We start from the raw sequence: 24,916 nt of genomic DNA, 5'->3' as shown, positions 1-24,916 counted from the left end.
CGGCAGCCACGTGGAGGATTCCTGCGTCCGCGTCCGTCTTTGCATCAGTCCGGCGTGTCCGGGGGAACATAGGCAGACGGATCGGGGGATCTCATGGTGTCGTGGAAAAGACGTTTGGCGGCCGGCGCGGCGGGGGCGGTGCTTGTTTTGGCGGCGCATGGCGTCCAGGCCCAGGTCAGGCAATTCGACGTGCCGGCTCAACCGCTGGCCCAGGCCATTCCTGAACTGGCGCGCCAAGCCGGTGTGACCATCTCGGCCCCAACCGCCCATCTGGCGGGCCGCTCAGGTCCGGCCGTCTCGGGTTTCATGGATGTCGAGGATGCGCTGAACGCCCTCGTGGCCGACACAGATCTCTATGTCGCCTCGCACGAGGGGCTGACGATCGTCCTGCAGCGACGGGCCGAGGGTGATACGAGCGCCGCCGAGGTCCAGGAGGTCGTGGTGGTCGGCAGCCGGATCGCCGGGGCGCGGCTTAACGAGGCGCTGCCCGTCACGATAGTCGATCAAGCCGATCTGGACGCCATCGGGGCGGCGGATGGCGATGACTTGTATCGCGCCATCGCCCAGATCGGCGATGTCGGCTTCAACGATGCCGACACCGACAACGGCGGCATCAACAATGCGCGCGGCGACGTGGCGTCGATCGATCTGCGCTCCATCGGCACGGGCAACACCCTGGTCCTGCTGAACGGTCGACGGCTGGTGCCGCACCCCGGCACCCAGGTCGAGAGCTTCGTGCCGGTCCAGACGGTGAACACCAACGCCATTCCCACATTCGGTCTGCGCCGGGTCGAGGTGTTGGCCGACGGCGCGGCGGCGCTCTACGGCACCGACGCCGTGGCGGGCGTCGTCAACAATGTGCTGCGCGACAACTTCGAAGGCTTCACCGCCCAGGCCGCCATGGGCCAGGACGAAGGCGGGATGGAAGAGTATTCCTTCGACTTCCAGGCCGGGAAGGATTTCAACAACGGCAAGACCAACGTCTCGGTCATGGGCGGCTATCTTACCCGCGACCCGCTTTATATCTGGGAACGAGACTACGCGACGGTCGCCGGTCGCTTGGCCCGCTTCAATGGTCGGGCCGCAGGGCTCGACTACGGGACTTACAGCACCATCACCGCCTGGGCCGAAGGCATTCGCCTGAACCCCACAACGTACCAGCCCGCCGGGGCCACCACGCGCATGAACGGCCAAACCCTGACCGCCGCCAGCGGCACTTTCCACGTTCAACCCAGCACCAATCCGGGGTGTCTGGCTAACGGTTTCATAGCCGGCACTTGTTTCGACAACTCGACGCTGGCTACGACGACCGACGACAACAATCTTCGCTACGATCTCGACACGATGCGTACGATCTCATCGGCGGTGGATCGGGCGAACCTGTTCACGTTCGTCAATCATGAGTTCGACAACGGCGTCGAATTCTTCGGCGAGCTTGGTTACTACTGGGGCAAGACCTGGTCGCAGCGGCAGCAGGACACGCCGCTCGACACCCAGCGCGTGCTTATGTCGCCGACGGCCTATTGGAACCCGCTCGGCGCGGTCGGGGTGACGGCGCGTTTGCCCGGATTGACCACCGGCACGGGTACCGCGGCCTTTCCCAGCACGGGCGCGGCCGTGCAGATTCAGGACTTCCGGTTCTCGGACTTGGGCTATCGCACCATCGACGTGGATAACGTCACCACCCGGTATCTTGGCGGCTTGCGAGGTCATTGGCGTGGTTTCGACTGGGAGAGCGCCCTCCTGTACAGCAAGGCGAAAACCACCGATAAGATGGACGGAATCAGCATGACCGGCCTGCAGGCCGCGATCAACCTGACCACGCGAAACGCCTACAATCCCTTCGTCGGCGGCGACTTGAACAGCCCAAAGGACGGCGCGTTCGGACTTAACGACCAGGCGACGATCGACTCTATGTTGGTCAAGGTTTATCGCGAAGCCGAGACCGAGCTGATGCTTTGGGATTTCAAGGTCTCGAAGGGCGACTTCTACGCCGTGCCGGCCGGTCACATCGGCGTGGCCGCCGGACTCGAGGCGCGCCGCGAGACCTTCTCCGAAGATCGCGATCCGCGGCTGGACGGCACCCTGACCTTCACCGATCTGGCCGGGCAGGTGTCCCAGAGCGATGTCATGGGCGTGTCCTATACGCCGGACAGTCATGGCGCACGGAACGTCTATTCGGCCTTCCTCGAATTGGCGGTGCCGGTCGTCTCGCCGGAAATGAACTTGCCCTTCGTTCAGTCGATCGACGTGCAACTGGCGGGGCGGATCGAGAACTATTCGCTGTTTGGCACCGTGGGCGCGCCCAAGGTGGCCATGGCCTATCGTCCGAACGGCTGGCTGATGTTCCGGGGCGCCTGGTCGCAGGGCTTCCGTGCGCCGAACCTGCTGCAACTGCACCAGCCCGATTTCGAACGCTCCAACGCTCGCCGCGACTATGCGGCCTGCGCGGTGCAACTGGCTATCGGGGCCATTCCGAACCTGACCACCAGCAACGACTACTGCACCAGCGAAGACCGGATCGAGAGCCGTTCCGGCAACAAGGATCTGAAGGCCGAGGATTCCGAAAACCTGAGCTTCGGCATCGTTCTGGAGCCGGAGCTGTGGTCGGACAAGTACGGCGACCTGACCTTCACCGTCGACTACTGGAAAATCCGCCAGGAGAATCTGGTCGGCATCTTCGGCGGCACCAACCAGCTGATCATGGACTACTATTTGCGTCAGATCGGCAGCACCAACCCCAACGTGATCCGCGCCGCGCCCGACGCCCAGCAGATCGCCGACGGAACGGCTGCGGGGCTGGCGCCCGTCGGCACCTTGTTGTCGATCAAGGACGATTATCTGAACCTGCAGCCGCGCGAATCAGAAGGTCTGGACTTCAGGCTGTACTACAGCCTGCGCGACACACCGCTGGGCGACTGGCGTCTGAGCATTAACGCCAGTCAGAAGCTGAAGCTCTTCCAGGAGGCCAGCGAACAGCACCAGGTCCTGTTGGACGCCTTGGCTGACGGCGTGATCTCGGGCGTGAACGTGGGCGGCGTCGAGGATTTGATCCGTCGCAACGGCCGACCGGAATGGAAGGTGACGGCCTCGCTGACGTGGGATCTGGGGCCTTGGACCGCTGGGTGGTATTCCAGCTATGTCTCGGAATTCTACGACACCAGCGCAACCTTCGTGGATTCAGACCAGTACTGGATCGTGGACGATTGGCTGACCCACAATCTATACGTCCAGTATCAGCTGCCCCGCAGCGGTCCTCTGGGCGGGATGCGCATCCGCGTCGGCGCCCGCAACATCTTCGACGAGGATCCGCCGCTGACCGATGACCGCTTCGGCTACTCGGGCAGCGTGCACTCCAACCGTGGTCGCTGGTGGTACGCCAGCATCCGCAAGTCCTTCTGATCGAAGGGCCGGGCGGGGTCTGATCGCCGCCCGGCCGTCTTGGAGCAGACCATGTTTTCCATTGCATCCTCGGCCGGGTCGATCCGGCCGGTGCGGACGCTCGCGCGTATGTGGTTAGGCGCGCCCTTGTGGCGACGCATCCTGTTGGGGCTGGCGCTCGGCGCGGTCGCTGGCCTGATTTTGGGCGAGCGGGCGGCCGAGTTGAAATGGATCGGCGACCTGTTCGTGCGGCTGATCCGCATGCTGGTGACGCCGCTGGTCTTTGTGACCGTCGCGGCCGGCGTGGCGGCGATGTCCGATCCGGCGCGGCTTGGGTCGGTCGGGCTCAGGACGATCGTCCTTTATTTCGGCCTGATGCTGATCGGCGCGGCTCTAGGCTTGGCCATAGGCGCGCTGATCCAGCCTGGCGCCGGCATCGACCTGGCCGGCGTCGTGCCGACGCCGGTGGGCAAGGCGCAGCCAATCGCCGACACCCTGATGAATATCGTGCCGATCAATCCCGTCGCCGCCCTCGCAGGGGGCGACATTCTGGCGGTGATCTTCTTCGCACTTCTGATCGGCGGCGCCCTCTTGGCGGCTGGTGAAGAAGGGCGCCCGCTGCGCACCCTCCTGGATTCGTCGTCGGCCGTCTTATTGCTCATCGTGCGTTTCGTCATGGAGTTGGCGCCGTTGGGCGTTTTCGCGCTGATCGCCTGGGTGATGGGGACCAGCGGCCCCGCCGCCTTCGTCAGCATCTTTCGCTTGGCGTTTTGTGTGCTTCTGGGCGCGGCCTTTCAAACCCTCGTTATTCATGGCGGAATGCTGCGCCTGTTGGCGCGTGTTCCGGTCTTGCCGTTCTTTCGCGACATCGCCGACGCCATTGTCGTAGCCTTTTCCACCTCCTCCAGCGCAGCAACCTTGCCGGTGGCTCTTAGGGTCGCGCAGCGCAATCTCGGCGTGGGATCGGCCGTCGCCTCGACCGTTCTCCCGCTGGGCGTGACGCTGAGCATGGACGGCACGGCCATGTACGTCGGGCTCCTGGCGACTTTTTCGGCTCAGGTGTTCGGCGTGACGCTGGGTTTCGCTGACTATTTGGCCATCATGGGGGTCACGGCCCTTGTGGCCTTGGGCACCGCCCCTGTGCCTTCGGCGTCCCTTTTCCTTTTGGCGGCGGTGCTCTCGGTTATCGGCTTGGGGCCGGAGCAGACCGCACTGATCGTCGGCTTCATCCTGCCCTTCGACCGGCCGCTGGACATGATCCGCACCGTTCCGAACTGCACCAGCGACCTGTCTGTAGCGGTCGCCGTCGCGCGGATGGAGGGCGATCTGGACCTGGACACCTACAAGGCGAGGCCGATCGAATGACGATGCGCAAAACTCCCCTGGCGATCCTAGTCGCCATCGCCCTTTTCTCGGCGCCTCAGGTGCAAGCGCTGACCCGTCCGCAGCAGGTCGAAGGGCCAGACCAACCCCAGGCGCTGCTGAACTATGACTCCGTCCACCATCCGCTGATCTCCACCACTGGTATGGTGGTCAGCCAGAACGACATCGCCAGTCGTGTAGGCGCCGAAATCCTGGCGCGGGGCGGCAATGCGGTGGACGCCGCCGTGGCGACCGGTTTCGCTCTGGCCGTGACCTTGCCGCGCGCGGGCAATCTGGGCGGGGACGGCTTCATGCTGGTCCATGTCGCCGCCGAGAACCGCACCTATGCGTTGGATTACCGCTCAGCCGCGCCGCTGGCGGCGCGACCGGCAGACTACGACGCCAATCCACGTGACGCCCGTTACGGCTATCGAGCGCCAGGGGTTCCTGGGACGGTCGCGGGCCTCGCCCACGCCCATAGCCGCTGGGGCCGTTTGCCGTGGGCCGAGGTAGTCGAGCCCGCGCGCCGTCTGGCGGCGGACGGCGTTCGCCTTAGCCACGACGCCGCCTACGCCATGTCCTGGTCGAAGGGGGGGTTGAGCCGGTGGCCGGCGGGGCGGGCGGTGTTTCTACGCCCGGACGGCACGAGTCGGCAAGCTGGAGACCTGTGGATCCAGCCCGATCTGGCCTGGACCTTGGGCGAAATCGAGCGCGATGGGCCCGACGCCTTCTATCGAGGCGCGGTGGCGGATCGCATCGTGGCCTCCATGCAGGCTCACGGCGGCTTGATCACTCATGAGGATCTGGCCCGATATCGGCCGGCGGAACGAACGCCGATCGAAACCGACTACCGCGGCCATCGGGTAGTCACCATGCCGCCGTCCAGCGCCGGCGGCGTCATGCTGCTGGAGCTTCTGAACATCGTCGAACGTTTCGATCTGAAGGCCATGGGCGCCGATACGGCCGCCAGCCTGCACGTCATGTCCGAGGCGATGAAGTTGGCTCAGCTGGACCGCACCCGCTACATCGGCGATCCGGCGTTCAGTCGTCTGCCGACCGAACGACTGATCTCGCAGCCCTATGCCGATCGACGCTCGGCGCTGATCTCGACCGACGGGGTTCTGGCCGCCCCCAGCCTGGTCCCCGGCGATCCGTGGGAGGTGGAGGGCGTCGACACCACCCACTTCTCCGTCGTCGATGCGGACGGGAACGTCGTGTCCAACACCTATACGCTGGGATCGTCCTTCGGCTCGGGCGCGGTGATCGACGGGGCGGGCTTTCTGCTGAACGACCAGATGAAGAACTTCAACCGGCGCATGGGTTCGGATGGACGGCCGATCACGGCCAACGGCATGGAGCCGGGCAAGCGGATGATCTCGACCATGGCGCCGACCATCGTCTTCAAGGACGGTCGGCCCTGGCTGGTCACAGGGACGCCCGGCGGATCGACCATACCCAATAGTCTGTTCCAGCTGATCGTCGATGTCGTCGATCACGATATGAACGTGGCCGAGGCGACGGCGACGCCGCGCGTGCATCAGGATGGGGCGACGGGTCGGCTTCAGGTCGAAAGCGGCCTGAATCGCGACACGATCCGGCTATTGGAAGCCTTGGGACATCGGGTGGAGGTCGGGCAGACCATCGGCAGCACCCAGTCCATCCTGATCGAAGACGGCGCCTTGCTGGGCGCCGCCGATCCGCGTCGCCCGGATTCGGCGGCGGTCATTCCTTGACGGCGAAATCCTGAACACAACGGAGCAAGCTGAGATGAAGCGAACCATTCTGGCGGCGGCCGCCGTGGCCGCACTTCTGTGCGGTGCAGGCCCGACCTGGGCGCGACAGGACGCGCCCGGCCCATCAATGCCCGCAAGCGCTCATGTCGAGGCCGAGCGCGTGACCTTTCGCAGCATGGACGCGCCACGCACCGAACTGGTCGGCTATCTGTTCAAGCCCGCTGTTTCGACCCAGCAGGGCGGCGCGCCCGCCGTGGTCCTGATGCATGGGCGGGGTGGGGTCTACTCGTCTTTGGCGAACGGGGTCTACGAGGCCTCGACCCTGACGCGCCGTCTGAAGTTTTGGGCCGATTATTGGACCGAGCGCGGCTACTACGCCTTGGTCGTCGACAGTTTCGGGCCGCGCGGCTATCCGACCGGCTTCGCCGCCGGAACCTATGACTCCCGGCCGCCCGAGGTGAACGAAGTGACGGTTCGCCCGCTGGACGCCTATGGAGCGATGCGTTTTCTGCGTGGGCTGGACGGCGTCGCCGACGACCGCATCGGCCTGATGGGCTTCTCCAACGGGGCCAGCACGGTCCTGGCCGCCCTGGCGGACGACAAGCCGGGCGATATGCGTCGTCTGGGCTTTCGGGCGGGCGTGGCCTTCTATCCCGGATGCGGTCTGCAGAACCGCTTCCGCCAAGGCTACAAGACCTACGCGCCGGTGCAGGTCTTCATCGGTACGGCGGATCAGGAGGTCTCGCCCGACAGCTGCCGGCGGCTGGTGGAGCGCGCGCGGGCGGCGGGCGCGCCGGTCGAACTGACCGTTTACGAAGGCGCCGTCCACGGCTTCGACGATCCCAGCCGCAGCCGTCAGTCGGTCGCGGCGAATGCTGCGGCGACGCAGGATGTGCGCCAGAGGTTGGCCGCCTTCTTCGAAGCGCAGTTGACGCCGCGCTGAGCGCAGAACCCGCATGAAGAGGGGCGAAGACCTCAGTCTTCGCCCCCTTTCGTTTGGCTGCCTGCCGGTTACGGCGCCGTGGCGGGGCCGTAGAGCAGGGCGTTGAACAGGAAGCGAACCGAGGCTCGCGCCTGGGCGCGGTTGATCACGTCCGGTCCCAGTACGATCACACGGCCCTGTCCCAGGGGGGCGTCCACAAGGGCGGCGGCGCCCGCCAGCTTTTCAGGGCCGATGGCCCAGCCGCTGGAGACGACCGTCGGACTGGGATAGCGGCCGGCGATCCGGGCCTGATCGCGCACGGTGAAGGCCGCGTTCTCGTCGAAGAAGACGTTCAGCCGCTCGGGCGCGCCGAAGGCTAGGGGATGGCTCTTGTCCACGTCGATCGACAGAAGGGCGCCCGGAATGAACAGTTCGGTCGAGGGCAGGGGACGAGCGCGGCCGTCGACCATGGTCGACAACACGTCGTCGATGGGCGCGCCCAAGGCCATGGCCAGGCGGTGGGCCGACCCAGCCGTGACCACCGTGCCGCCCGCCTGGGCGAAGGCGGCGATCTGGGGCAGGGTGCGCTCGGCGGTGATGTCGCCCAGCCAGGCGCGATAGGCTTCCGGTATGGTCTCCGGCGCGGGCTGGCGACGCCCGGTTCCATTCGGAAAGTCGCGAGGCAGCAGATCGGGTGCGAAGACCAGGACATCGAAATCCCGCTTCAGATCGCCGGCGTCGAGGCGCTGGGGATAGACCACTTCGAACGGAAACTCGAACTGCTCCAGAAGCCAGCGGGTCCAGCCGGCCGACATCGAGCCGCCATAACGGTCGACCAGGCCCACGCGGATCGGCTTCAACGCGATCGCTTCGCCGCCGGGTTTGGCGTCGACCGCCTCGGCGTTCAGGCCCAGGTCATCCACCGCTTGACGCACCAGGGCGCTAGAGGCGTCGCTGGCCGGAATCCACAGGGCGCCGGGGTCCAGCATTCGGCCGTCCGCGCGCGTCGGCTGGCGTAGCCAGAAGACCGGCTGTCCAGCCTTCAGCAGGCGGTTGGTCAGGATGAAGCCGTTGACGGGGGCATGGTCCACGACGAATCCGGCCTGGCCCCGGCCGCTCAAACGCCCGGGCGGCGTTGCGATCAGGTCCGGCACGCGCTCCAAGGGCGCATCATAGGCGTCCAGAATGCGGTCGAACTTCACCCCCATCTGCAGCGCCAGCGTATAGCCGGTGGCGTCATAGGGCAGGGCGGGCGGGCCGCCCGGATACTGCAGATCGTGCGGGTGATCCTGCGGCTCGAACATGTCGAGCACATGGGGGCGATAGGCCTGGTTGGTCCGCACCACATAGGACCCGGCCGGATAGGTCTTGCCCGCGATGGTGAAGGCGCGGGTCGCCCGGTCCACGTCCACCCCGGTCTTGATCAGGCTGTTCAGGAAGGCGACGGCGGTGGGCAGGTCGGCCTGGTCCGCCGGGATCACATAGGCGCGCGGGTCGCGCTGGGCCGGATCGCGCAGCACCTTGTCATAGAGCGACGGATCGACCGCGCGGCCCGACCGCTCGCCCGCCGCCGCCTCCTCCAGGGCGTCGATGCGCGCGGGCGTGATGCGCCAGGTGTCGGTCTCGCCCCTGGCGATGGCGTTGGCGCCCATTCGCCAGATGTTGAACAGCAGCCGGTCGCGGTTGCGCGAGGCATAGTCCAGCACCGCCCGGTTGATCGACAGCGAATAGTCGATGGACTGCCTGAACCGCCACGTCTGCGGCGCGATGGGCGCGGGCAGATCGTTGCGCGGCAATTGCTTGTCGGGAACCAGGGCGATGCGGCTGGGCGACGGATGGCCGGTGATTTCGGTCAGTAGGCCCACGGCGTTGTGGAAATAGGTGACCGACCGTTCCATGCCGTTGTTCCAGGTCGAATAGGAGGCGCCGCTGCGCATCGTCGCGCCAGGCTTGCCTTCCTCGATCAGGCGGTTGTGCATGGCGGCGGCGACTTCCGACAGGGTGGTCATCGCCATGGGGTCGTAGTTGTAGTTGAAGGGGTCGCGGAAGGGCGGCATGAACACCACCGTTCCGGCCGGCGCGGTCTGGTGGTGGTTGTAGACGATCTGGGGGAACCACTCCCTGAACAGCATCCGGTTGACGTTGGTCGTCTCCGTCATCGCCGACAGATAGTAGTCGCGGTTGTTGTCGTGCCCGACATAGGCCTGATACAGGCGCGGCAGGCTGGCGAACTCGCGCTTGGTCGGATCGGCTTCCCGCATATACCAGTCCGACACTAGATCCCAGCCGTCCGGGTTCAGCGGCGCGAACAGGATGATGACGTCGTCCAGCACCCTCAGCGCTTCGGAATCCTGGGCCGTCAGCCATTCGTAGACGGCCGCGATCAGGGCCTGGGGCGGCACGGTCTCGGTGGCGTGCAGGCCGCCATCGATCCACACGACCGCCTTGCCTTCGGCCGCCAATGCGCGGGCGGCGGCCTCGTCCACGCCTTCGGCCTTGGCCAGGCGGCGGGCGATGTCGCGATAGTGGTCCAGACGGGCGATGTTGGCCGGGGACGAGACGACTGCGACATATTGGGTGCGGCCCTCGGTCGAGCGGCCGATCTCCAGCAGTTTCATCCGGTCCGACTGGCCGGCCAGGGTGTGAAGATAGCGTTCGAACTGCCGGTAGTTGATCAACCGATAGTCTTCGCCGACCGCATGACCGAACGCCTGCTCCGGCGTCGTGATCGTCTGAGCGCGGGCCATAGGCGCGCACAGGGCCAGGACAAGAGCGGCCAAGGCCGCTGCGGAATGCAGTTTCATGGTCGTGGCCCCTCGCCGCTGCCGTCAGGATCAAGGACGCAGCCCGCCTCCCGAATCCTCCATCGAAACCTCTATCGCGACTTGCAGTCAGCACCAATCAGCGGGCTCACGGGCTCAGAACCAGCCCTTGAGGCCGACGACGACCTGGGCGCCATCGCGGTCGCCGCCATGCGCCCGGACCATGTCTGCGGTCGATCCGAAGGCGCGGGTCCATTCGACGCCGAGATAGGGGGCGAACTCGCGCTTGATCTCGTAGCGCAGGCGAAACCCGGCCTGGATCGACGACAGGCCGGCGCCGATCCGCCGTTCGGGATTGTCGCGGGCCGAAAGCGCCACCTCGACGCGGGGTTGCAGGATCAGCCGTTGAGTGATGCGCTGGTCGTGTTCGGTCTCGACGCTGGCGGTTAGATCGCCCTGGGTGGACAGGAAGGCGGCCGCGTCGATTTCCAGCCAATAGGGGGCCAGACCCTGAAACCCCAGCACGGCGTGGGTCGTATCCGGCCCGTCGGGAAGAATATCCTGACGCACGCCGGCCTGCAGGTTCCAGAAGGGAGAGATGGCGCGGCTGTAGAGGGCCTGGAGTTCCGCCTCGTGAAGCCGACCGTGCGGATCGCCTTCGCCCTCGGCCTTCCACCAGAAGCGGTGGATGTCGCCGCCGGTCCAGCCCTGGGCGTCCCATACATAGGCGTCGGGGCCGTCGCCGAATCCCGCCTCCAGACGCTCGATGACGACGGCGGTCGTGCGGATGTCGCCGTTCTCGACGACCAGCAGACGACGCGAGGCGGTCATGGCCTCGGCGCCGAAGATCGCATCGGCGGCATGGGCGGGGCCGGTCAGGGCGGCGGCAGACGGGGCGGCGGCGGACGGCGGGTCTTCCGGCGCGGGCGTCGCCATGCCGCCCATGTCGTGACCGGCGTGCGGATCATGCGCCGACGAGCCGGGCGCCGGCGTCATGACATGGCCTGCGTGAGGATCGACGGTCTGGGGCGACGGCAGGGCCTGGACGGCGAGCGCCAGGGACGTCAGGGTCAGGAGAAGACCGCTCATGCGAGGTCTCCGTCCAGCGGTCGCACCGTCACCACATTGAACATGCCGGCGTGCATGTGCATCAGCAGATGACAGTGGAAGGCCCAATCGCCCGGCGCGTCGGCGGTCAGGTCGAACGCGACCTTGGACCCCGGCGCCACATTGACCGTGTGTTTCAACGGCTGATGGCCAGCCGGGCCGCCCGTCACCAGTTCGAAGAAATGGCCGTGCAGATGGATGGGGTGGGACATCATCGTGTCATTGACCAGGGTCACGCGCACCCTTTCGTTCCGCTCGAACCGGATCGGCTCGACCAGTTCGGAGAATTTGCGCCCGTCGAAACCCCACATGAACCGCTCCATATTGCCGGTCAGGTGGATCTCCAGGCTTCGCGACGGCGGGCGTGGGTCCCTGTTGGGGCTAAGGGAGACCAGATCGGTATAGACCAGCACCCGGTGCGGCGCGTCCTGAAGGCCCAGAGGCCGTTCGCCCAGACGGTCGGCGGGCGCGGGCGAGATTATGTCGACGCCGACCCCCACGGCCATGCCCGGCGGCGCCTTGGACGGATCGCGCATGGACATGGCGCCATGATCCATTGAGCCGTGGTCCATGTCCGCCATTGCGCCGTGATCCGTGCTCTCCATCCCCATGTCGCGCGGGGTCAGGTTCGGAACGGGTCTCAGCGCCGGAACCTCCGCCGTCATGCCCAGGCGCGGCGCCAGGGTCGCGCGCGCCATGCCGGATCGGTCGATGGCCTCGGCCACGATCGTATAGGCGCGGTCGTCGGTCGGACGGACGACGACGTCATAGGTTTCGGCGACCGAAATCTGGAACTCGTCGGTTTCGACCGGGCGGACGTTCTGGCCGTCGGCGCCCACCACGGTCATGGCCAGGCCGGGGATGCGGACGTTGAAGATCGACATGGCCGAGGCGTTGACGATGCGCAGGCGCACCCGCTCGCCGGGCCGGAACAGGCCGGTCCAGTTCTCCTGAGGCCCGTGACCGTTGACCAGATAGGTGTAGGTCGAGCCGTTGACGTCCAGGATGTCGCGCGGGTCCATCCGCATCGACCCCCACATCCGTCGTTCACGCAGGCCCATCCGGTCCGAGCCGTCGATCAGGCCGGATAGAGTGGTGCGCTGGCGATTGAAATAACCTGGCCTCTTCTTCAGCTTGTCCAGAATTTGGTGCGGATGCAGAAAACTCCAGTCCGACAGCACGAGCACATGCTCGCGGTCATAGGCGACCGGATCGGCGCCCGCAGGGTCTATGACGAGCGGGCCGTAATGGCCCATCGCCTCCTGCAGGTTCGAATGGCTGTGATACCAGTATGTCCCCGCCTGTCTGACCGGGAATTCATAGACGAAGGTCTCGCCGGCCTTGATGCCGAGGAAGCTGATGCCGGGCACCCCGTCCATCTGGAAGGGCAGCAGCAGGCCGTGCCAGTGGATCGAGGTGTCCTCGTCCAGGGTGTTGGTCACGCTCAGGCGCGCTTTCTGGCCCTCGCGCAGCCGGATCAGGGGGGCGGGCAGGGTTCCGTTCACCGTAACCGCATGGCCGGTGCGGCCGCCGACGGTGAACGTGGAATGCCCGACCGTCAGGTCGATGTTCGGACCCGTCAGGGTCGGCAGATCGGCCCCGATGCCCGACGATCCCGTCTGCGCCCAGGCCGGCAGGGCGGATTGCAGCGCCATCAGCCCGCCGCCGGCGGCGACGCCGCGCAGCAGGCTGCGGCGATCCAGTGAAGCCTGTCTCATATCGCCATCGCCAGCATGGCGACGGCCATGGCTATCATCATCAGGTTTTCGGTCAGGCTGACGAAGCCCAGCGGCACGTTCGACGATCCGCCGACGCAGGCGCATTTCAGTTCGCGCCGGTCGATATAGACCGCCTTGAACACCGAGGCCGCTCCCACGCCGCCGATGAACAGGGCGACCGGGGCCGACAGCCAGGTCAGGGCGCCGGCCAGCATCAGAACGCCCGCGCCCAATTCGGCGAAGGGATAGACATAGCCGTAGACCGGCCATTTCTGCGCCAGCAGGTCGTAGTTCAGGAACATGGTCGAGAATTTCTCGACGTCCTGCAGCTTCAGCATCGCCAGCAGGCACATGGCCGTCGCGATGAAGTTCGGCAGGATCGACAGGCTGGCCAGGGTCCCGAACCTCAGCCAGGCGATTGCCGCTGCGATCAGCAGGGCCACGGCGAACACGGCCAGGACGGGCGTATAGCTGGTCGCGCCGGGCGCCGGGACCTTCTGCCCGAAGAAGCGGCGCAGATCGTCGTGCCCGCCGATCCGTTGTCCGTCGATGAAGGTCTGGGGCGTGGTCCTGACGTCGTGTTCGGCCTTGAAGGCGTCGGTTTCGGCGCGGTTGGTCAGGTGGCGGTCATCGACCCGGTAGCCTTTGCGCTTCAGCAACCACAGGGATTTTCGGCCGTAGGGGCAGACATGCTCGGGCATGACCATCCGATACAAGGTGGCGGTCTTTTCGGCTGCGGGCATCGGCTTTCCGGAAAGGCTGACAAGGGGATTTCGCCCGTGTACGGTCTGTACCGTGGTACGGAGTCAAGCGATGGTGATGACGATCGGCCGACTGGCCAAGTCCGGCGGAGTAGGAGTGGAGACGATTCGCTACTATCAGCGGCGTGGTCTGCTACGCACGCCCTCGGGCGAGGGGACGACCCGGCGATATGAACCCGCCGATCAGGATCGCCTGCGCTTCATTCGCCAGGCGCAGACGGCGGGCTTCACTCTGGCACAGATCGGGGAATTGCTGACCTTGGACGCCGGGACGGATCGCACCAAGGTCCGCGCCATCGCTAAAGGCCGGATCGCCGAACTGGACCGTCAGATTGCGGAGTTGCAGGGCGCGCGGTCGGCGCTGCAGCGGCTGGCGTCGGACTGCGCGCGCAGCCAGGACGGGCCTTGCCCCATCCTGAAGGCGTTCGAACAGACTGTTACGGCGTAAAGTCGATGGTGCGTTCGAAGGGAGCGTCCACGGGGCGGCCGTTTTCCGTGATCGGCGTGACCTCGGCGTTGTTCATCAACGCCAACGCCGCCTCGCCGAAGCCATAGCCTGGCTTGCTTTCTTCCAGCACGACGCAGTCGGCCACATGGCCGGACGCCAGGGCGGTGCAGCGCAAGCGGACGCTGAACCGCTCCTGCGGAACGGTCGAGGCCTTCTGAACCTGCGCTGGTTTAAGATCGGCCAAGCCGCGGGGCAGGGCGTCGGTGGGCGCGCCCAGCAGGGTCGTCATCAGGGTCAGGCCGAGGATCAGGGTCATGGCGTGTCTCGCTTACGCCCTATTAAGATTTGATCGCGACCAATGTTCCACCGACCGATGAACTGTGTTCGGGGGCGTGTCCTGCGCGGCACAGATCGCCTCAGCCGGCCGCCCACGAATGGGGCCTCAAGGCGTCGCTGCGTTCGGCGCATAGCGTCTTTAACCAGGCGCGCACCGTGCGGAGTCGGGCGGTGTCGTGGACCTCGCGGTGGGTGGCCAGCCAGAACCGTCGCTCGAGCAGGATCGTGGGCAGCACCCGCTCCAGGCCCGTCGCCATGAAACAGGGCAGGACGCCGATGCCGCCGCCCGCGGCGATGATCTGCCTCTGCGCCTGGATCGAGGAGGAGGCCAGATGCGGCGTCAGGCCGGGCCGGATCTCGTCCAGGTATCGCAGTTCCGGCGCATAGATCAGATCGTCGACATAGCCGACGATGTCGAAGCCGTTCAGCGCCTCCACCGTCTGCGGCGCCTCGGCGCGCCAGATAGTCGGGGGCGGCGTAAAGGGCCAATTGATAGGGCGTCAGCGGCTCGACGATCAGCCGCGCCGCATCCGGCGCCGCCAGCGTGATGGCCATGTCCACCTCGCGGCGGCTGGGCGACAGAAACCCGGCGTTGGCGGCCAGTTCGATTCGCAGGCCTGGACCGGCGCGCCGCAGGTCCGCCAGCGCCGGGGCCAGCAGCGTCACGCCGAACCCCTCGGAGGCGCTGATGCGGACCACTCCGGCCAGCGTTTCCGGCTGGGTCACGCGGGCGACCGCTTCCATCGCGCCCTCCGCCTGAAGGCCGATATCCAGAAGCTGGGCGCCGGCCGCCGTGAGGTGCAGGCCTGTGGTGGAGCGCACCACCAGCGTCGATTTCAGCGCCGACTCCAGCCGCGCCACGCGACGGCCCACCGTCGCCGCATCCACTCCCAACCGCTGCGCCGCGCCGCCCAGCGACCCCGCCCTGGCCGCCGCCACGAAGATGCGCAGATCGTCCCAGTCGAACACGGTCCATGCCCCGCAAAAATGCAGATCGGTTCCTGCAACTTCGCATTATCGGGCCCGGCTTGGCGATGCTAGCAAGGCGGACACAAGAAAAACGATCATGGGAGACATCCAGGCCATGCGCGACATTCGCCATTTCATCGACGGCGCCGCCTTCAACGGCGCGTCCGGGCGCTTCGCCGATGTGTTCGACCCCAACACCGGCGAGGTGCAGGCGCGGGTTCAACTGGCCGGCGTCGGCGAGGTCGATCGCGCAATCCAGGCGGCGCAGAACGCCTTCGACGGCTGGGCCTCGACCAACCCGCAACGCCGCGCCCGCGTCATGTTCGACTTCAAGCGCCTGGTGGAGGCGAACATGGACGAATTGGCCGAACTGCTGTCCAGCGAGCACGGCAAGGTCGTCGCGGACTCCAAGGGCGACATCCAGCGCGGGCTGGAGGTGATCGAATTCGCCTGCGGCATCCCCCACGCCTTGAAGGGCGAATACACGCAAGGGGCCGGTCCCGGCATCGACGTCTATTCGATGCGCCAGCCGCTGGGCGTGGTCGCCGGCATCACCCCGTTCAACTTCCCCGCCATGATCCCGATGTGGATGTTCGGCGTGGCCATCGCGGTGGGCAACACCTTCGTGCTGAAGCCGTCCGAGCGTGATCCGTCGGTGCCGGTGCGTCTGGCCGAACTGATGCTGGAGGCCGGGGCGCCGAACGGCGTGCTGAACGTCGTGCATGGCGACAAGACGGCGGTTGACGCCATCCTGACCCACCCGCTGGTGCACGCCGTCAGCTTCGTCGGGTCGTCCGACATCGCCCACTATGTCTATCAGACCGGCGCCGCCAACCATAAGCGCGTCCAGGCCATGGGTGGGGCCAAGAACCACGGCATCGTCCTGCCCGACGCCGACATGGATCAGGTCATCAAGGACCTGTCGGGCGCGGCCTATGGCTCGGCCGGCGAACGCTGCATGGCCCTGCCGGTGGTCGTGCCGGTCGGAAAGAAGACGGCGGACGAACTGCGCGACCGGATGGTGGCGGAAATCCCGACCATGCGGGTCGGCGTCTCGACCGATGCGGGCGCCCACTATGGCCCCGTCGTCACCGCCCAGCACCGCGACCGCATCGCCGGCTGGATCGAGAAGGGTGTTCAGGAAGGCGCCGAACTGGTGGTCGACGGCCGCGACTTCAGCCTGCAGGGACATGAGAAGGGCTATTTCATCGGCCCGTCGCTGTTCGACCATGTGAAGCCCGAGATGTCGTCCTATCAGGAGGAAATCTTCGGCCCGGTGCTGCAGATCGTGCGCGCCGAGACCTTCGAGGAGGCGCTGGCCCTGCCGTCGAACCACCAGTACGGCAACGGCGTCGCCATCTTCACCCAGAACGGCCGCGCGGCCCGCGACTTCGCCGCCCGCGTTAATGTCGGCATGGTCGGGATCAATGTGCCGATCCCGGTGCCGGTCGCCTATCACACCTTCGGCGGCTGGAAGCGGTCGGCCTTCGGCGACATCAACCAGCACGGCATGGAGGGCGTCCGCTTCTGGACCAAGACCAAGACCGTGACGGCGCGCTGGCCCGACAGCGAACTGGAACACGCGGATTCGTCGTTCGTCATTCCGACGATGCGCTGATCCAAATACGATCCGTCACCCTCGCCCTTGTGGCGAGGGTCCAGACGCCCGGTGGTCGGAGTAGGCCCCCAGGCGTCTGGGTTTATGGATCCTAGGCGCAAGGCCTAGGATGACGAGTTGAGGTGGCTATGGATTTCGCCCTTAACGACGACCAACGCGCCATTCAGGACGCGGCGCGCGTCTTCGCCGACGCCGAACTGGCGCCGCATTCGGCCCGCTGGGACGAGGACAAGCATTTCCCCGTCGAAGTGATGAAACAGGCGGCCGAGATGGGCTTTTGCGGCATCTATACGGGTGAGGAACACGGCGGCATGGCCCTGGGCCGGGTCGAGGCGGCGCTGATCTTCGAGGAGCTGTCGCGCGGCGACGTGGCGACGGCGGCCTTCATCTCGATCCACAACATGGCGACGTGGATGATCGACCGCTTCGGCTCCGACGACCTGCGCGCGCGCTTCGTGCCGTCGCTGGTTAGGATGGAGCGGCCCTCAAGCAGCGAAGCGATAGGGCCACAAGGATGGATCGCCAGCTATTGCCTGACCGAGCCGGGTTCGGGGTCGGATGCGGCGGCGCTGCGGACCACGGCGGTGCGCGACGGCGACCACTATGTGCTGAACGGGTCCAAAGCCTTCATCTCCGGCGCAGGCGCGTCGGACGTCTATGTCGTCATGGTGCGGACGGGCGGGGAGGGGCCGAAGGGCGTCAGCGCGATCGTGGTCGAGGCCGGCACACACGGCCTGTCGTTCGGCGCGCAGGAGAGGAAGATGGGCTGGAACGCCCAGCCCACCGCCATCGTCCAGTTCGACGACTGCCGCGTGCCGGTCGCCAATCTGCTGGGCGAGGAGGGGGCGGGCTTCCGCTACGCCATGGCCGGGCTGGACGGCGGGCGCCTGAACATCGCCGCCTGTTCGCTGGGTGGGGCGCGGCTGGCGCTGGAGACGGCGCAGGCCTACGTGGCCACGCGCAAGCAGTTCGGCCGACCGATCGGCGAGTTCCAGGCTCTGCAATTCCGTCTCGCTGACATGGCGACGGACCTGGAGGCGGCGCGGTTGATGGTGCTGCGCGGCGCCTGGGCCATCGACACCGATCACCCCGAAAAGACCAAATGGTGCGCCATGGCCAAGCGGCTGGCCACCGACGCCTGTTTCCACATCGCAGATGAGGCGCTGCAGCTTCACGGAGGCTACGGCTATCTGAAGGACTATCCGCTGGAACGGATCGTGCGCGACCTTCGTGTCCACCGCATCCTGGAGGGCACGAACGAAATCATGCGCGTCATCGTCGCGCGGGAGATGGCGAAATGAGCGAAGCGGAGCTCATCACCCGCGTCGAAAATGGCGTCGGCCGCATCACGCTGAACCGCCCCAAGGCGATCCATGCGCTGAACCGTACCATGTGCGAGACGATGATCGCGGCGCTGCTGGCGTGGCGCACTGATGCGACAGTGCAATCCGTTCTGATCGACCACGCGGGCGAGCGCGGCTTCTGCGCGGGCGGCGATATTCGCATGATCGCCGAATCCGGGGCGGGCGACGGCGTGCAGGCCAAGGCTTTCTTCCTGGCGGAATATCGGCTGAACGCCCTGCTGTTCGGCTATCCCAAGCCGATCACAGCCATCGTGGACGGCGTCGTCATGGGCGGCGGGGTCGGGATCTCGGAGCCGGCGGCGGTCCGCATCGCCACTGAACGGACCACCTACGCCATGCCCGAGACCGGCATCGGCCTGTATCCCGAGGTCGGGGGTGGTTGGTTCCTGCCGCGCCTGCCGGGCCAGACCGGCGTCTGGATCGGCCTGACGGGCGCGCGGCTGAAGGCGGCGGACACAGTGGCCCTGGGCATCCACACCCATTTCACGCCCAGCGAGGGCGTCGAGGCGTTGAAGGCCGATCTGCTGGCCGCCCCCGGCGATCCGGCCGCCGTGGCTGCGCGCCACGCCAAGGACGCAGGGCCCGCGCCGCTGGCGCCGCATCGCGCGGCCATCGACCGACTGTTCGCTTTCGATACGGTGGAAGAGATTTTTACGGCGCTTGAGGCCGATGGGTCGGATTGGGCTTTGACGCAACTGGCGACGCTGAAGACCAAGTCGCCGACTTCTCTAAAGGTCACGCTGCGCCACATTCGCCAAGGCGCCAAGGCCGCGTCGTTCAGCGACAACATGGCCGTCGAATATGCGATCAGCGGTCGGATCGGCGGCACGCACGACTTCCAGGAAGGCGTAAGAGCCGTGATCGTGGACAAGGACAATGCGCCGCGGTGGTCGCCGGCGGACCTGGCGGACGTTCAGAACTCGACGCTGGACGCGCTGTTCGCGCCCCTGCCGGACAATGAAAAATGGACGCCGCTGCCCTGACAGCGACGCCGACATAGGGAGAGAGACCATGACCAAGATCGCCTTCATCGGCCTGGGAAACATGGGCGGCGGCATGGCCGCCAACCAGGCCAGGGCCGGGCATGCCGTCGCCGCCTTCGACCTGTCGCCCAGCGCGCTGGAGCGGGCCGCCTCAGTCGGCTGCGCGCCTGTCGGTTCGGTCGCCGAGGCGGTCAAGGACGCCGAGGTGGTGATCACCATGCTGCCCGCCGGGCCCCATGTGCTGAAGGTCTATTCCGAACAGATCGTGGGCGCGGCGCCCAGCAGCGCCCTTCTGCTGGACTGCTCCACCATCGACGTCGAGACGGCGCGAAAAGTGGCGGACCTGGCCAAGGGCGCGGGCTACGCCTTTGCGGACGCCCCGGTGTCGGGCGGCACGGCGGCGGCGGACGCCGGCACCCTGGCCTTCATGGTCGGCTGCGACGAGGTCGATTTCGCGCGTGTCGAGACGGCCCTGGCGCCGATGAGCCGCATCGCCATCCGCGCCGGCGATCATGGCGCTGGCCAGGCTGCCAAGATCTGCAACAACATGCTCTTGGGCATTTCCATGTTGGGAACGTGCGAGGCTATCGCCCTGGCCGAGAAACTGGGGTTGGACCCCGAACGGTTCTTCGAGATCGCGTCCAAATCCTCGGGCCAGTGCTGGAGCGTGACCAGCTACTATCCTTGGCCGGGCCCGGTTCCGACCGCGCCGTCCAACCGCGACTACCAGGCTGGTTTCGCCGCGGCCATGATGCTGAAGGACCTGAAACTGGCCCAGGACGCGGCCGCCAAGTCGGGCGCATCGACGCCGCTGGGCGCCCAGGCCGAAGCCCTCTACGCCCTGTTCGACGGCATCGGCCATGGCGGGCGGGATTTTTCGGCCGTGCTGCAACTCCTGCGCGGGCGACTTTCAGAACTGGACGTTTGAAGAAGTTTCGATTCTTCGCGACCTGAAGCCGAACGGCGGTTGCGGCGGCTTATGGCGGGGCGCCTGCGACCAAGCCGCGCGGGCGGCATGGGCGTCCACCTGCGGGTGTCGACCAGGTGATTGGAAATAAACAAGATTCTAGGCTGGTCCTGCGATGGCTATGCCCCGGCGCCCCGTCGGCCATGCTCTCGCTGCCGCAAATTGGTTGAATTGCGACCGTCGCCCGCTTGCGGCCATGATGAGTCCTATGCCATGTAACCGCTTACATTCTATATCGACGGATCTTCGATAAGAGGCCGGGACGATAGGTCAGGGAGACGAAGATTGGACATGGCCGCACCGACCGCCGCGTCGTCCAACGGGCGGGAAAGGTCGCCTCTCGGCAAGGCCGCCACCATGCGCGACGTGGCCGAGCGCGCCCAGGTGTCGGTGGCGTCGGTCTCTCGCGTGCTGAACGGCCTGGGCGTCACCTCCGACGCCACGCGTCAGCGTGTGCTCGATGCCGTGGAACATCTGCGATACGTCCCCCATTTCGGCGCCCGCAGCCTGTCGACCAGCAAGAACGACACCATCGGCGTGATCCTGCCGGACCTGTTCGGCGAGTTCTTTTCGGAACTGATCCGGGGCATGGACCTGGCCGCGCGGGCGCATGGCAAGCATTTGATCGTGTCCAGTTCGCATGACGGCGCCGACGACACCCTCGCCGCCGTGCGCTCCATGCGCGGGCGGGTGGACGGGATGATCGTCCTGTCGCCTCATCTCGGCGCCGCCAACCTGGCCTCGGAGTTCGCCGGCCGGATGCCCGTGCTGCTGATGAACGGCGGAACGGCCGAGGCGGGGCGCGCCTCCATCGTCATCGACAATCACGGCGGCGCGGTCGCGGCGGTCCGGCATCTGCTGGGCGGCGGTCGTCGCCGCATCGCCCATATTCGCGGCGCCGGCGGCAACGTCGAGGCCGACACCCGCGCCGCCGGCTATGTCGCGGCCCTGGACGGCCAGGCGCCGATCATCGTCGAGGGAGACTTCTCGCAGGCGTCCGGCCACCGCGTGGCGACCCGGTTGCTGGCTATGTCCGAGCGCCCCGACGCCGTCTTCGCCGCCAACGACATGATGGCCGTCGGCGCCCTGCTGGCCTTTCAGGAGGCCGGGGTGCGCTGTCCCGAAGACATCGCGGTGGTCGGTTTCGACGACGTGCCTATCGCCGCCCTGATGCGGCCCGCGCTGACCACCATGCGCGTCAATATCGCGGAAATCGGCCGCCGAGGCGTCGAACGCTTGATCGGCCTGGTGCAGGCTGGCCAGAGCGTCGACGCCCAGGACACCGCTTGCGAAATCGTTCGGCCGATCCTGGTCGAGCGCCAGTCCACCGCGGCGGCTTCGTCCGCCAGGTTCAACAAAGGGTGAGGGCCGTCATGCCGACGCCAGCCGATCCCATCAGGAGGGGAGAACTCAGGATGAACCCGTTCACTACACGCAAGGCCGCCTTGGCCGCCGCCTCGGCCATCGCCATAAGCTTGGCGGTCGTCGGCGGCGTACAGGCGCAGAACGCGACCACCACGCTTAGGGGCGCGGTCTTCGACGGGCAGACGGCCGAGGCCGGCGCCACCGTGGTCGCGACCGAAGTATCGACCGGCTATGCCACCCGATCGCGCGTCGGAACCGACGGGCGTTACGTGCTGTCTGGCCTGCGCCCAGGGACCTATCGGGTGCAGGTGACGAGCGCGGATGGTCAGACGGCCGAGGAAACCGTGACCCTTTCGCTCGGCCAGGTGGGCACGCTGAATCTCGACGTGGGCGCGACCGGCGCGACCGGCGCGGCTACGGAGGGCGCGACGGAACTGGGCGACATCGTCGTCACGGGGCGTCGCGTGTTCGAGGTGCGCACGCCCGAGGTCGCGACCAACGTCACCCAACAGCAGATCAACAACCTGCCGCAGATCAGCCGCAACTTCCTGAACTTCGCCGCCCTGGCCCCCGGCCTGCGCGTGACCGAGGACGACACTGAACGGACCATCTCGGCCGGCGGCCAGACGGCCCAGGCGATCAATGTGTTCATCGACGGTCAGAACCGCAAATCGCTGATCAACGACGGCGGCGTCGCCGGTCAGGACGACAGCCGCGGCACGCCCTTCCCGCAGGGCGCCGTGCAGGAATTCCGCGTCATCAGCCAGAACTTCAAAGCCGAGTACGAACAGGCCGGTTCGGCGATCATCACCGCCGTCACCCGCTCGGGCACAAACGAGTTCCACGGCGACGCCTTCGTCTTCTACCAAGACCCCGACTGGGTCGAGCAGGACGAGGTTTCCCGTCGTCGCGGCGCCGAAAAGGCCCCGGTGCGTCGTCTGCAATACGGCGCCAGCCTGGGCGGGCCGATCATCCAGGATCGCCTGCACTTCTTCGGCGCCTATGAGCGCAAGGACGAGGACCGGGTCGCCCAGTCGTTCCTGAACCGGACCGAATACAGCGACTTCTTCGCCGGGGACCTCGGCACCGTCTCGACGCCCTACGAGCAGGACGTCTTTTTCGGCAAGCTGTCCTGGCAGATCGACGACCGTCAGCGTCTGGAACTCAGCACCGAATACAAGACCGAAGAGGACATACGCGGCGCCAGCGGCCAGAACGCGCCCAGCCGCGCCGCTCGCAACAATGGCGAGACCCAGGCCTTCAACCTGCGTCACCAGTTCCAGGGCCAGCATTTCCTGAACGAGTTCTCGATCGACTATCTGAAGTCGAGCTACGAGCAGTCGGTGATCAACGGCGGCGACTATGGCCGCCAGTATGTGATCTTTAACGACAACCTGCCGGACAGCCCCTCCAACCCGGCCAGCGCGGGCTTCCAGTATAACGTCAACAATCGGAACTCGACCGTCTTTACCGCCGGCGGACGCGCCGACGCTCAGTTTCTGGAACAGAAAAGCACGACGATCCGCAACGATCTGACCATACCGGACCTGGAATGGATGGGCACGCACACCATCAAGATGGGTGCGAAATATTCGATGCAGAACTATTTCGTTCAGAAGGATTTCGGTCGCAATCCGACCTTCACCTACGACATCGACGCCCGGCCCGAAATCAATGGAAGCCGTGAGATTCCCGTCGCCGTGGATCTCGGCGTCGCCGTGCCGCCGGCCGATGTGGATAACAACGTCATCGGTCTCTACATTCAGGACGACTGGCAGATCACGGACAAGCTGGAAATCAACCTCGGCATCCGGTGGGACTACGAGGACAACGCCGTCAACAACGACTATCGCACGCCCGATTCGATCCGGGACATGCTGGCTGCGATCCAAAATCTGCCAGGTTACGATTTCCCGTCCTATTTCAATCCGAACGACTACATCTCCGACGGTGATCGCAAGGCCTTCAAGGGCGCGTTCCAGCCCCGCTTTGGCTTCTCCTACGATGTCTTCGGGGACGAACGGACGGTCGTCTTCGGCGGAGCCGGCCGCTACTATGATCGGATCGGTTTCAACTTCGCCTTCGACGAGCGTTTCAAGCCGTTCCAGTTCAACAAGACCATCTATTTCACGCGTGATGGGTCGCCGATTCAGACGGGCACGGACGGGTCGGGCAATCCGACCTTCACCAACACCGTGGCGTGGAATGCGTCCTATCTGACGCCGGCCGGTCTCGACCCTCTGCTGGCGGCGAGCCCGGGTTCAGGCGAGGTGTTCCTGGTCAAGAACGATTTCGAACCGCCGCGCACCGATCAGTTCAACCTCGGCGTACGCCAGAAATTCGGCGCCTGGCAGACGGCTCTGACCCTCGCCGCCGGTCGCACCAAGGGCGAGTCCGCCTGGTACATCGCCAACGCCTTGAACGAGACCGGAGGCCGCTTCAACGGTCCAAACCCGACATCGGTCGGATTCCCCCAGTTCCGCAACGCCATCTTCTTCCAGAACACGGACAAGGAACGGGAGTACAAGGCGATCTACATCACCGCCGACAAACCCTATAACGCCGAAGACCGCTGGGGCTTCAACGTCGCCTACACCTATATGGACGCGACCCAGAACGGCAGCCGGGACAACGGCTACGGCGCTTTCGACTTCGACTACAATGTGCCGGCCCTGTCGCCCAAGTATCGGTCGTCGACCGACGAGCGTCATCGTATCGTGGCCTCCGGTACGCTGGGTCTGCCCGCTGACTTCCTGCTGTCAGGCATCGTCACCCTGGGTTCGGGAATGCCGTACAACATCAACGATTGTCCGGACGCGCCGGCCGGCGGCCCCAACATCTGTTGGAACGCAGGAAACCCCGAGAAGCGAGCTTTCCTGCCTGGCCTCAACTTCGCCTATCGCCAGGTCGATCTACGCCTGACCAAGGGCTTCGATGTCTTCGGCGGACAGCGGGTGGAGTTCATCGCCGACGCGATCAACATCTTCAACTTCACCAACTACAAGTCCTTCGACACGGGCTTCAACAGCGCCCGCTATGGCGCGGGAACCGAAGTCTTCCTGCCGACGCGCAGCTTCCAAGTCGGTCTGCGCTACTCCTTCTAAGACCTGAGCCTGGGCC

17 protein-coding genes and 1 pseudogene are annotated in these 24,916 nt (G+C 66.1%); 11 read left to right on the top strand and 7 right to left on the bottom strand.

Annotated elements, in window-relative coordinates; translation table 11 throughout:
* The first annotated feature begins 114 nt into the window (after window positions 1-114).
* From AC0L6G_RS06175 to AC0L6G_RS06160, 4 genes are read left to right on the top strand one after another with little or no spacing between them, the layout of a single operon-like run.
* A complete protein-coding gene (locus tag AC0L6G_RS06175; protein WP_473252998.1) occupies window positions 115-3,402 on the top strand; it encodes a TonB-dependent receptor in 3,288 nt (1,095 codons plus the stop codon).
* Window positions 3,403-3,453: 51 nt separating this feature from the next.
* Window positions 3,454-4,746 (top strand): dicarboxylate/amino acid:cation symporter, encoded by a 1,293-nt coding sequence (locus AC0L6G_RS06170; protein ID WP_293827937.1) that lies wholly within the window; start codon window positions 3,454-3,456, stop codon window positions 4,744-4,746.
* Window positions 4,743-6,476, top strand: a complete 1,734-nt coding sequence (gene ggt, locus AC0L6G_RS06165; RefSeq protein WP_473252997.1) for a gamma-glutamyltransferase — start codon at window positions 4,743-4,745, stop codon at window positions 6,474-6,476. The genes AC0L6G_RS06170 and ggt overlap by 4 nt, the downstream gene beginning before the upstream one ends.
* A 34-nt stretch (window positions 6,477-6,510) precedes the next feature.
* Window positions 6,511-7,419, top strand: coding sequence for a dienelactone hydrolase family protein (locus tag AC0L6G_RS06160; RefSeq protein WP_473252996.1), 909 nt, complete (start codon window positions 6,511-6,513; stop codon window positions 7,417-7,419).
* 68 nt (window positions 7,420-7,487) lie between these two features.
* On the opposite strand, the gene AC0L6G_RS06155 is transcribed toward AC0L6G_RS06160, so the two are convergent.
* The 4 genes from AC0L6G_RS06155 to AC0L6G_RS06140 form a co-directional block, all read right to left on the bottom strand.
* Window positions 7,488-10,202: a M14 family metallopeptidase gene (locus AC0L6G_RS06155; protein WP_473252995.1), complete on the bottom strand. Its 2,715-nt coding sequence runs from the start codon at window positions 10,200-10,202 to the stop codon at window positions 7,488-7,490.
* Between the two features lie 114 nt (window positions 10,203-10,316).
* Window positions 10,317-11,249 (bottom strand): copper resistance protein B, encoded by a 933-nt coding sequence (locus tag AC0L6G_RS06150; RefSeq protein WP_473252994.1) that lies wholly within the window; start codon window positions 11,247-11,249, stop codon window positions 10,317-10,319.
* Window positions 11,246-12,985: a copper resistance system multicopper oxidase gene (locus tag AC0L6G_RS06145; protein ID WP_473252993.1), complete on the bottom strand. Its 1,740-nt coding sequence runs from the start codon at window positions 12,983-12,985 to the stop codon at window positions 11,246-11,248. The genes AC0L6G_RS06150 and AC0L6G_RS06145 overlap by 4 nt, the downstream gene beginning before the upstream one ends.
* The gene (locus tag AC0L6G_RS06140; RefSeq protein WP_293825774.1) at window positions 12,982-13,728 is read right to left on the bottom strand and encodes a MauE/DoxX family redox-associated membrane protein; all 747 of its coding nucleotides are present in this window, start codon (window positions 13,726-13,728) and stop codon (window positions 12,982-12,984) included. Before AC0L6G_RS06140 ends, AC0L6G_RS06145 begins: the two co-directional genes overlap by 4 nt.
* Window positions 13,729-13,798: 70 nt before the next feature.
* Between AC0L6G_RS06140 and AC0L6G_RS06135 the strand changes: the two genes are divergently transcribed.
* The gene (locus AC0L6G_RS06135; RefSeq protein WP_293825776.1) at window positions 13,799-14,194 is read left to right on the top strand and encodes a MerR family DNA-binding protein; all 396 of its coding nucleotides are present in this window, start codon (window positions 13,799-13,801) and stop codon (window positions 14,192-14,194) included.
* Here AC0L6G_RS06135 and AC0L6G_RS06130 read toward each other — a convergent pair.
* The 3 genes and pseudogenes from AC0L6G_RS06130 to AC0L6G_RS06120 all read right to left on the bottom strand — a co-directional run.
* Window positions 14,184-14,510 carry a TonB family protein gene (locus AC0L6G_RS06130; RefSeq protein WP_293825778.1) on the bottom strand — a complete coding sequence of 109 codons (327 nt, stop codon included), beginning with the start codon at window positions 14,508-14,510 and terminating at the stop codon, window positions 14,184-14,186. The genes AC0L6G_RS06135 and AC0L6G_RS06130 overlap by 11 nt on opposite strands.
* 100 nt (window positions 14,511-14,610) lie before the next feature.
* Window positions 14,611-14,967 carry a LysR substrate-binding domain-containing protein gene (locus tag AC0L6G_RS06125; RefSeq protein ID WP_473252992.1) on the bottom strand — a complete coding sequence of 119 codons (357 nt, stop codon included), beginning with the start codon at window positions 14,965-14,967 and terminating at the stop codon, window positions 14,611-14,613.
* Window positions 14,968-15,052: 85 nt separating this feature from the next.
* A pseudogene (locus tag AC0L6G_RS06120) lies at window positions 15,053-15,469 on the bottom strand (LysR family transcriptional regulator); the annotation flags it as partial.
* A 145-nt stretch (window positions 15,470-15,614) separates the two neighbouring features.
* Here AC0L6G_RS06120 and AC0L6G_RS06115 point away from each other — a divergent pair.
* The 6 genes from AC0L6G_RS06115 (at window position 15,615) to AC0L6G_RS06090 (ending at window position 24,900) form a co-directional block, all read left to right on the top strand.
* Window positions 15,615-17,117, top strand: a complete 1,503-nt coding sequence (locus AC0L6G_RS06115; protein WP_293825842.1) for a CoA-acylating methylmalonate-semialdehyde dehydrogenase — start codon at window positions 15,615-15,617, stop codon at window positions 17,115-17,117.
* Between the two features lie 122 nt (window positions 17,118-17,239).
* Window positions 17,240-18,418 carry an acyl-CoA dehydrogenase family protein gene (locus tag AC0L6G_RS06110; RefSeq protein WP_293825781.1) on the top strand — a complete coding sequence of 393 codons (1,179 nt, stop codon included), beginning with the start codon at window positions 17,240-17,242 and terminating at the stop codon, window positions 18,416-18,418.
* A complete protein-coding gene (locus AC0L6G_RS06105) occupies window positions 18,415-19,464 on the top strand; it encodes an enoyl-CoA hydratase/isomerase family protein (RefSeq protein ID WP_293825783.1) in 1,050 nt (349 codons plus the stop codon). The genes AC0L6G_RS06110 and AC0L6G_RS06105 overlap by 4 nt, the downstream gene beginning before the upstream one ends.
* 28 nt (window positions 19,465-19,492) lie before the next feature.
* Window positions 19,493-20,392, top strand: coding sequence for a 3-hydroxyisobutyrate dehydrogenase (gene mmsB / locus AC0L6G_RS06100; RefSeq protein ID WP_293825785.1), 900 nt, complete (start codon window positions 19,493-19,495; stop codon window positions 20,390-20,392).
* Window positions 20,393-20,722: 330 nt separating this feature from the next.
* Window positions 20,723-21,796, top strand: coding sequence for a LacI family DNA-binding transcriptional regulator (locus AC0L6G_RS06095; RefSeq protein ID WP_293825787.1), 1,074 nt, complete (start codon window positions 20,723-20,725; stop codon window positions 21,794-21,796).
* Between the two features lie 50 nt (window positions 21,797-21,846).
* Complete coding sequence (locus tag AC0L6G_RS06090; protein WP_473252991.1) at window positions 21,847-24,900, top strand: TonB-dependent receptor; 3,054 nt, start codon at window positions 21,847-21,849, stop codon at window positions 24,898-24,900.
* Window positions 24,901-24,916: the final 16 nt, after the last annotated feature.

This window comes from Brevundimonas sp. D3-1P (assembly GCF_055809335.1).
The sequence above is the reverse complement of the archived record's forward strand: the minus strand, read 5'-3'. Positions and strand labels throughout refer to the sequence as shown.

What these genes read in the sequence shown, in the direction of transcription:
- AC0L6G_RS06170 (WP_293827937.1), top strand. Translation starts at nt 3,454, where the DNA reads ATGTTTTCCATTGCATCCTCGGCCGGGTCGATCCGGCCGGTGCGGACG.
- ggt (WP_473252997.1), top strand. Translation starts at nt 4,743, where the DNA reads ATGACGATGCGCAAAACTCCCCTGGCGATCCTAGTCGCCATCGCCCTT.
- AC0L6G_RS06160 (WP_473252996.1), top strand. Translation starts at nt 6,511, where the DNA reads ATGAAGCGAACCATTCTGGCGGCGGCCGCCGTGGCCGCACTTCTGTGC.
- AC0L6G_RS06155 (WP_473252995.1), bottom strand. Translation starts at nt 10,202, where the DNA reads ATGAAACTGCATTCCGCAGCGGCCTTGGCCGCTCTTGTCCTGGCCCTG.
- AC0L6G_RS06150 (WP_473252994.1), bottom strand. Translation starts at nt 11,249, where the DNA reads ATGAGCGGTCTTCTCCTGACCCTGACGTCCCTGGCGCTCGCCGTCCAG.
- AC0L6G_RS06145 (WP_473252993.1), bottom strand. Translation starts at nt 12,985, where the DNA reads ATGAGACAGGCTTCACTGGATCGCCGCAGCCTGCTGCGCGGCGTCGCC.
- AC0L6G_RS06140 (WP_293825774.1), bottom strand. Translation starts at nt 13,728, where the DNA reads ATGCCCGCAGCCGAAAAGACCGCCACCTTGTATCGGATGGTCATGCCC.
- AC0L6G_RS06135 (WP_293825776.1), top strand. Translation starts at nt 13,799, where the DNA reads ATGGTGATGACGATCGGCCGACTGGCCAAGTCCGGCGGAGTAGGAGTG.
- AC0L6G_RS06130 (WP_293825778.1), bottom strand. Translation starts at nt 14,510, where the DNA reads ATGACCCTGATCCTCGGCCTGACCCTGATGACGACCCTGCTGGGCGCG.
- AC0L6G_RS06115 (WP_293825842.1), top strand. Translation starts at nt 15,615, where the DNA reads ATGCGCGACATTCGCCATTTCATCGACGGCGCCGCCTTCAACGGCGCG.
- AC0L6G_RS06105 (WP_293825783.1), top strand. Translation starts at nt 18,415, where the DNA reads ATGAGCGAAGCGGAGCTCATCACCCGCGTCGAAAATGGCGTCGGCCGC.
- mmsB (WP_293825785.1), top strand. Translation starts at nt 19,493, where the DNA reads ATGACCAAGATCGCCTTCATCGGCCTGGGAAACATGGGCGGCGGCATG.
- AC0L6G_RS06095 (WP_293825787.1), top strand. Translation starts at nt 20,723, where the DNA reads ATGGCCGCACCGACCGCCGCGTCGTCCAACGGGCGGGAAAGGTCGCCT.
- AC0L6G_RS06090 (WP_473252991.1), top strand. Translation starts at nt 21,847, where the DNA reads ATGAACCCGTTCACTACACGCAAGGCCGCCTTGGCCGCCGCCTCGGCC.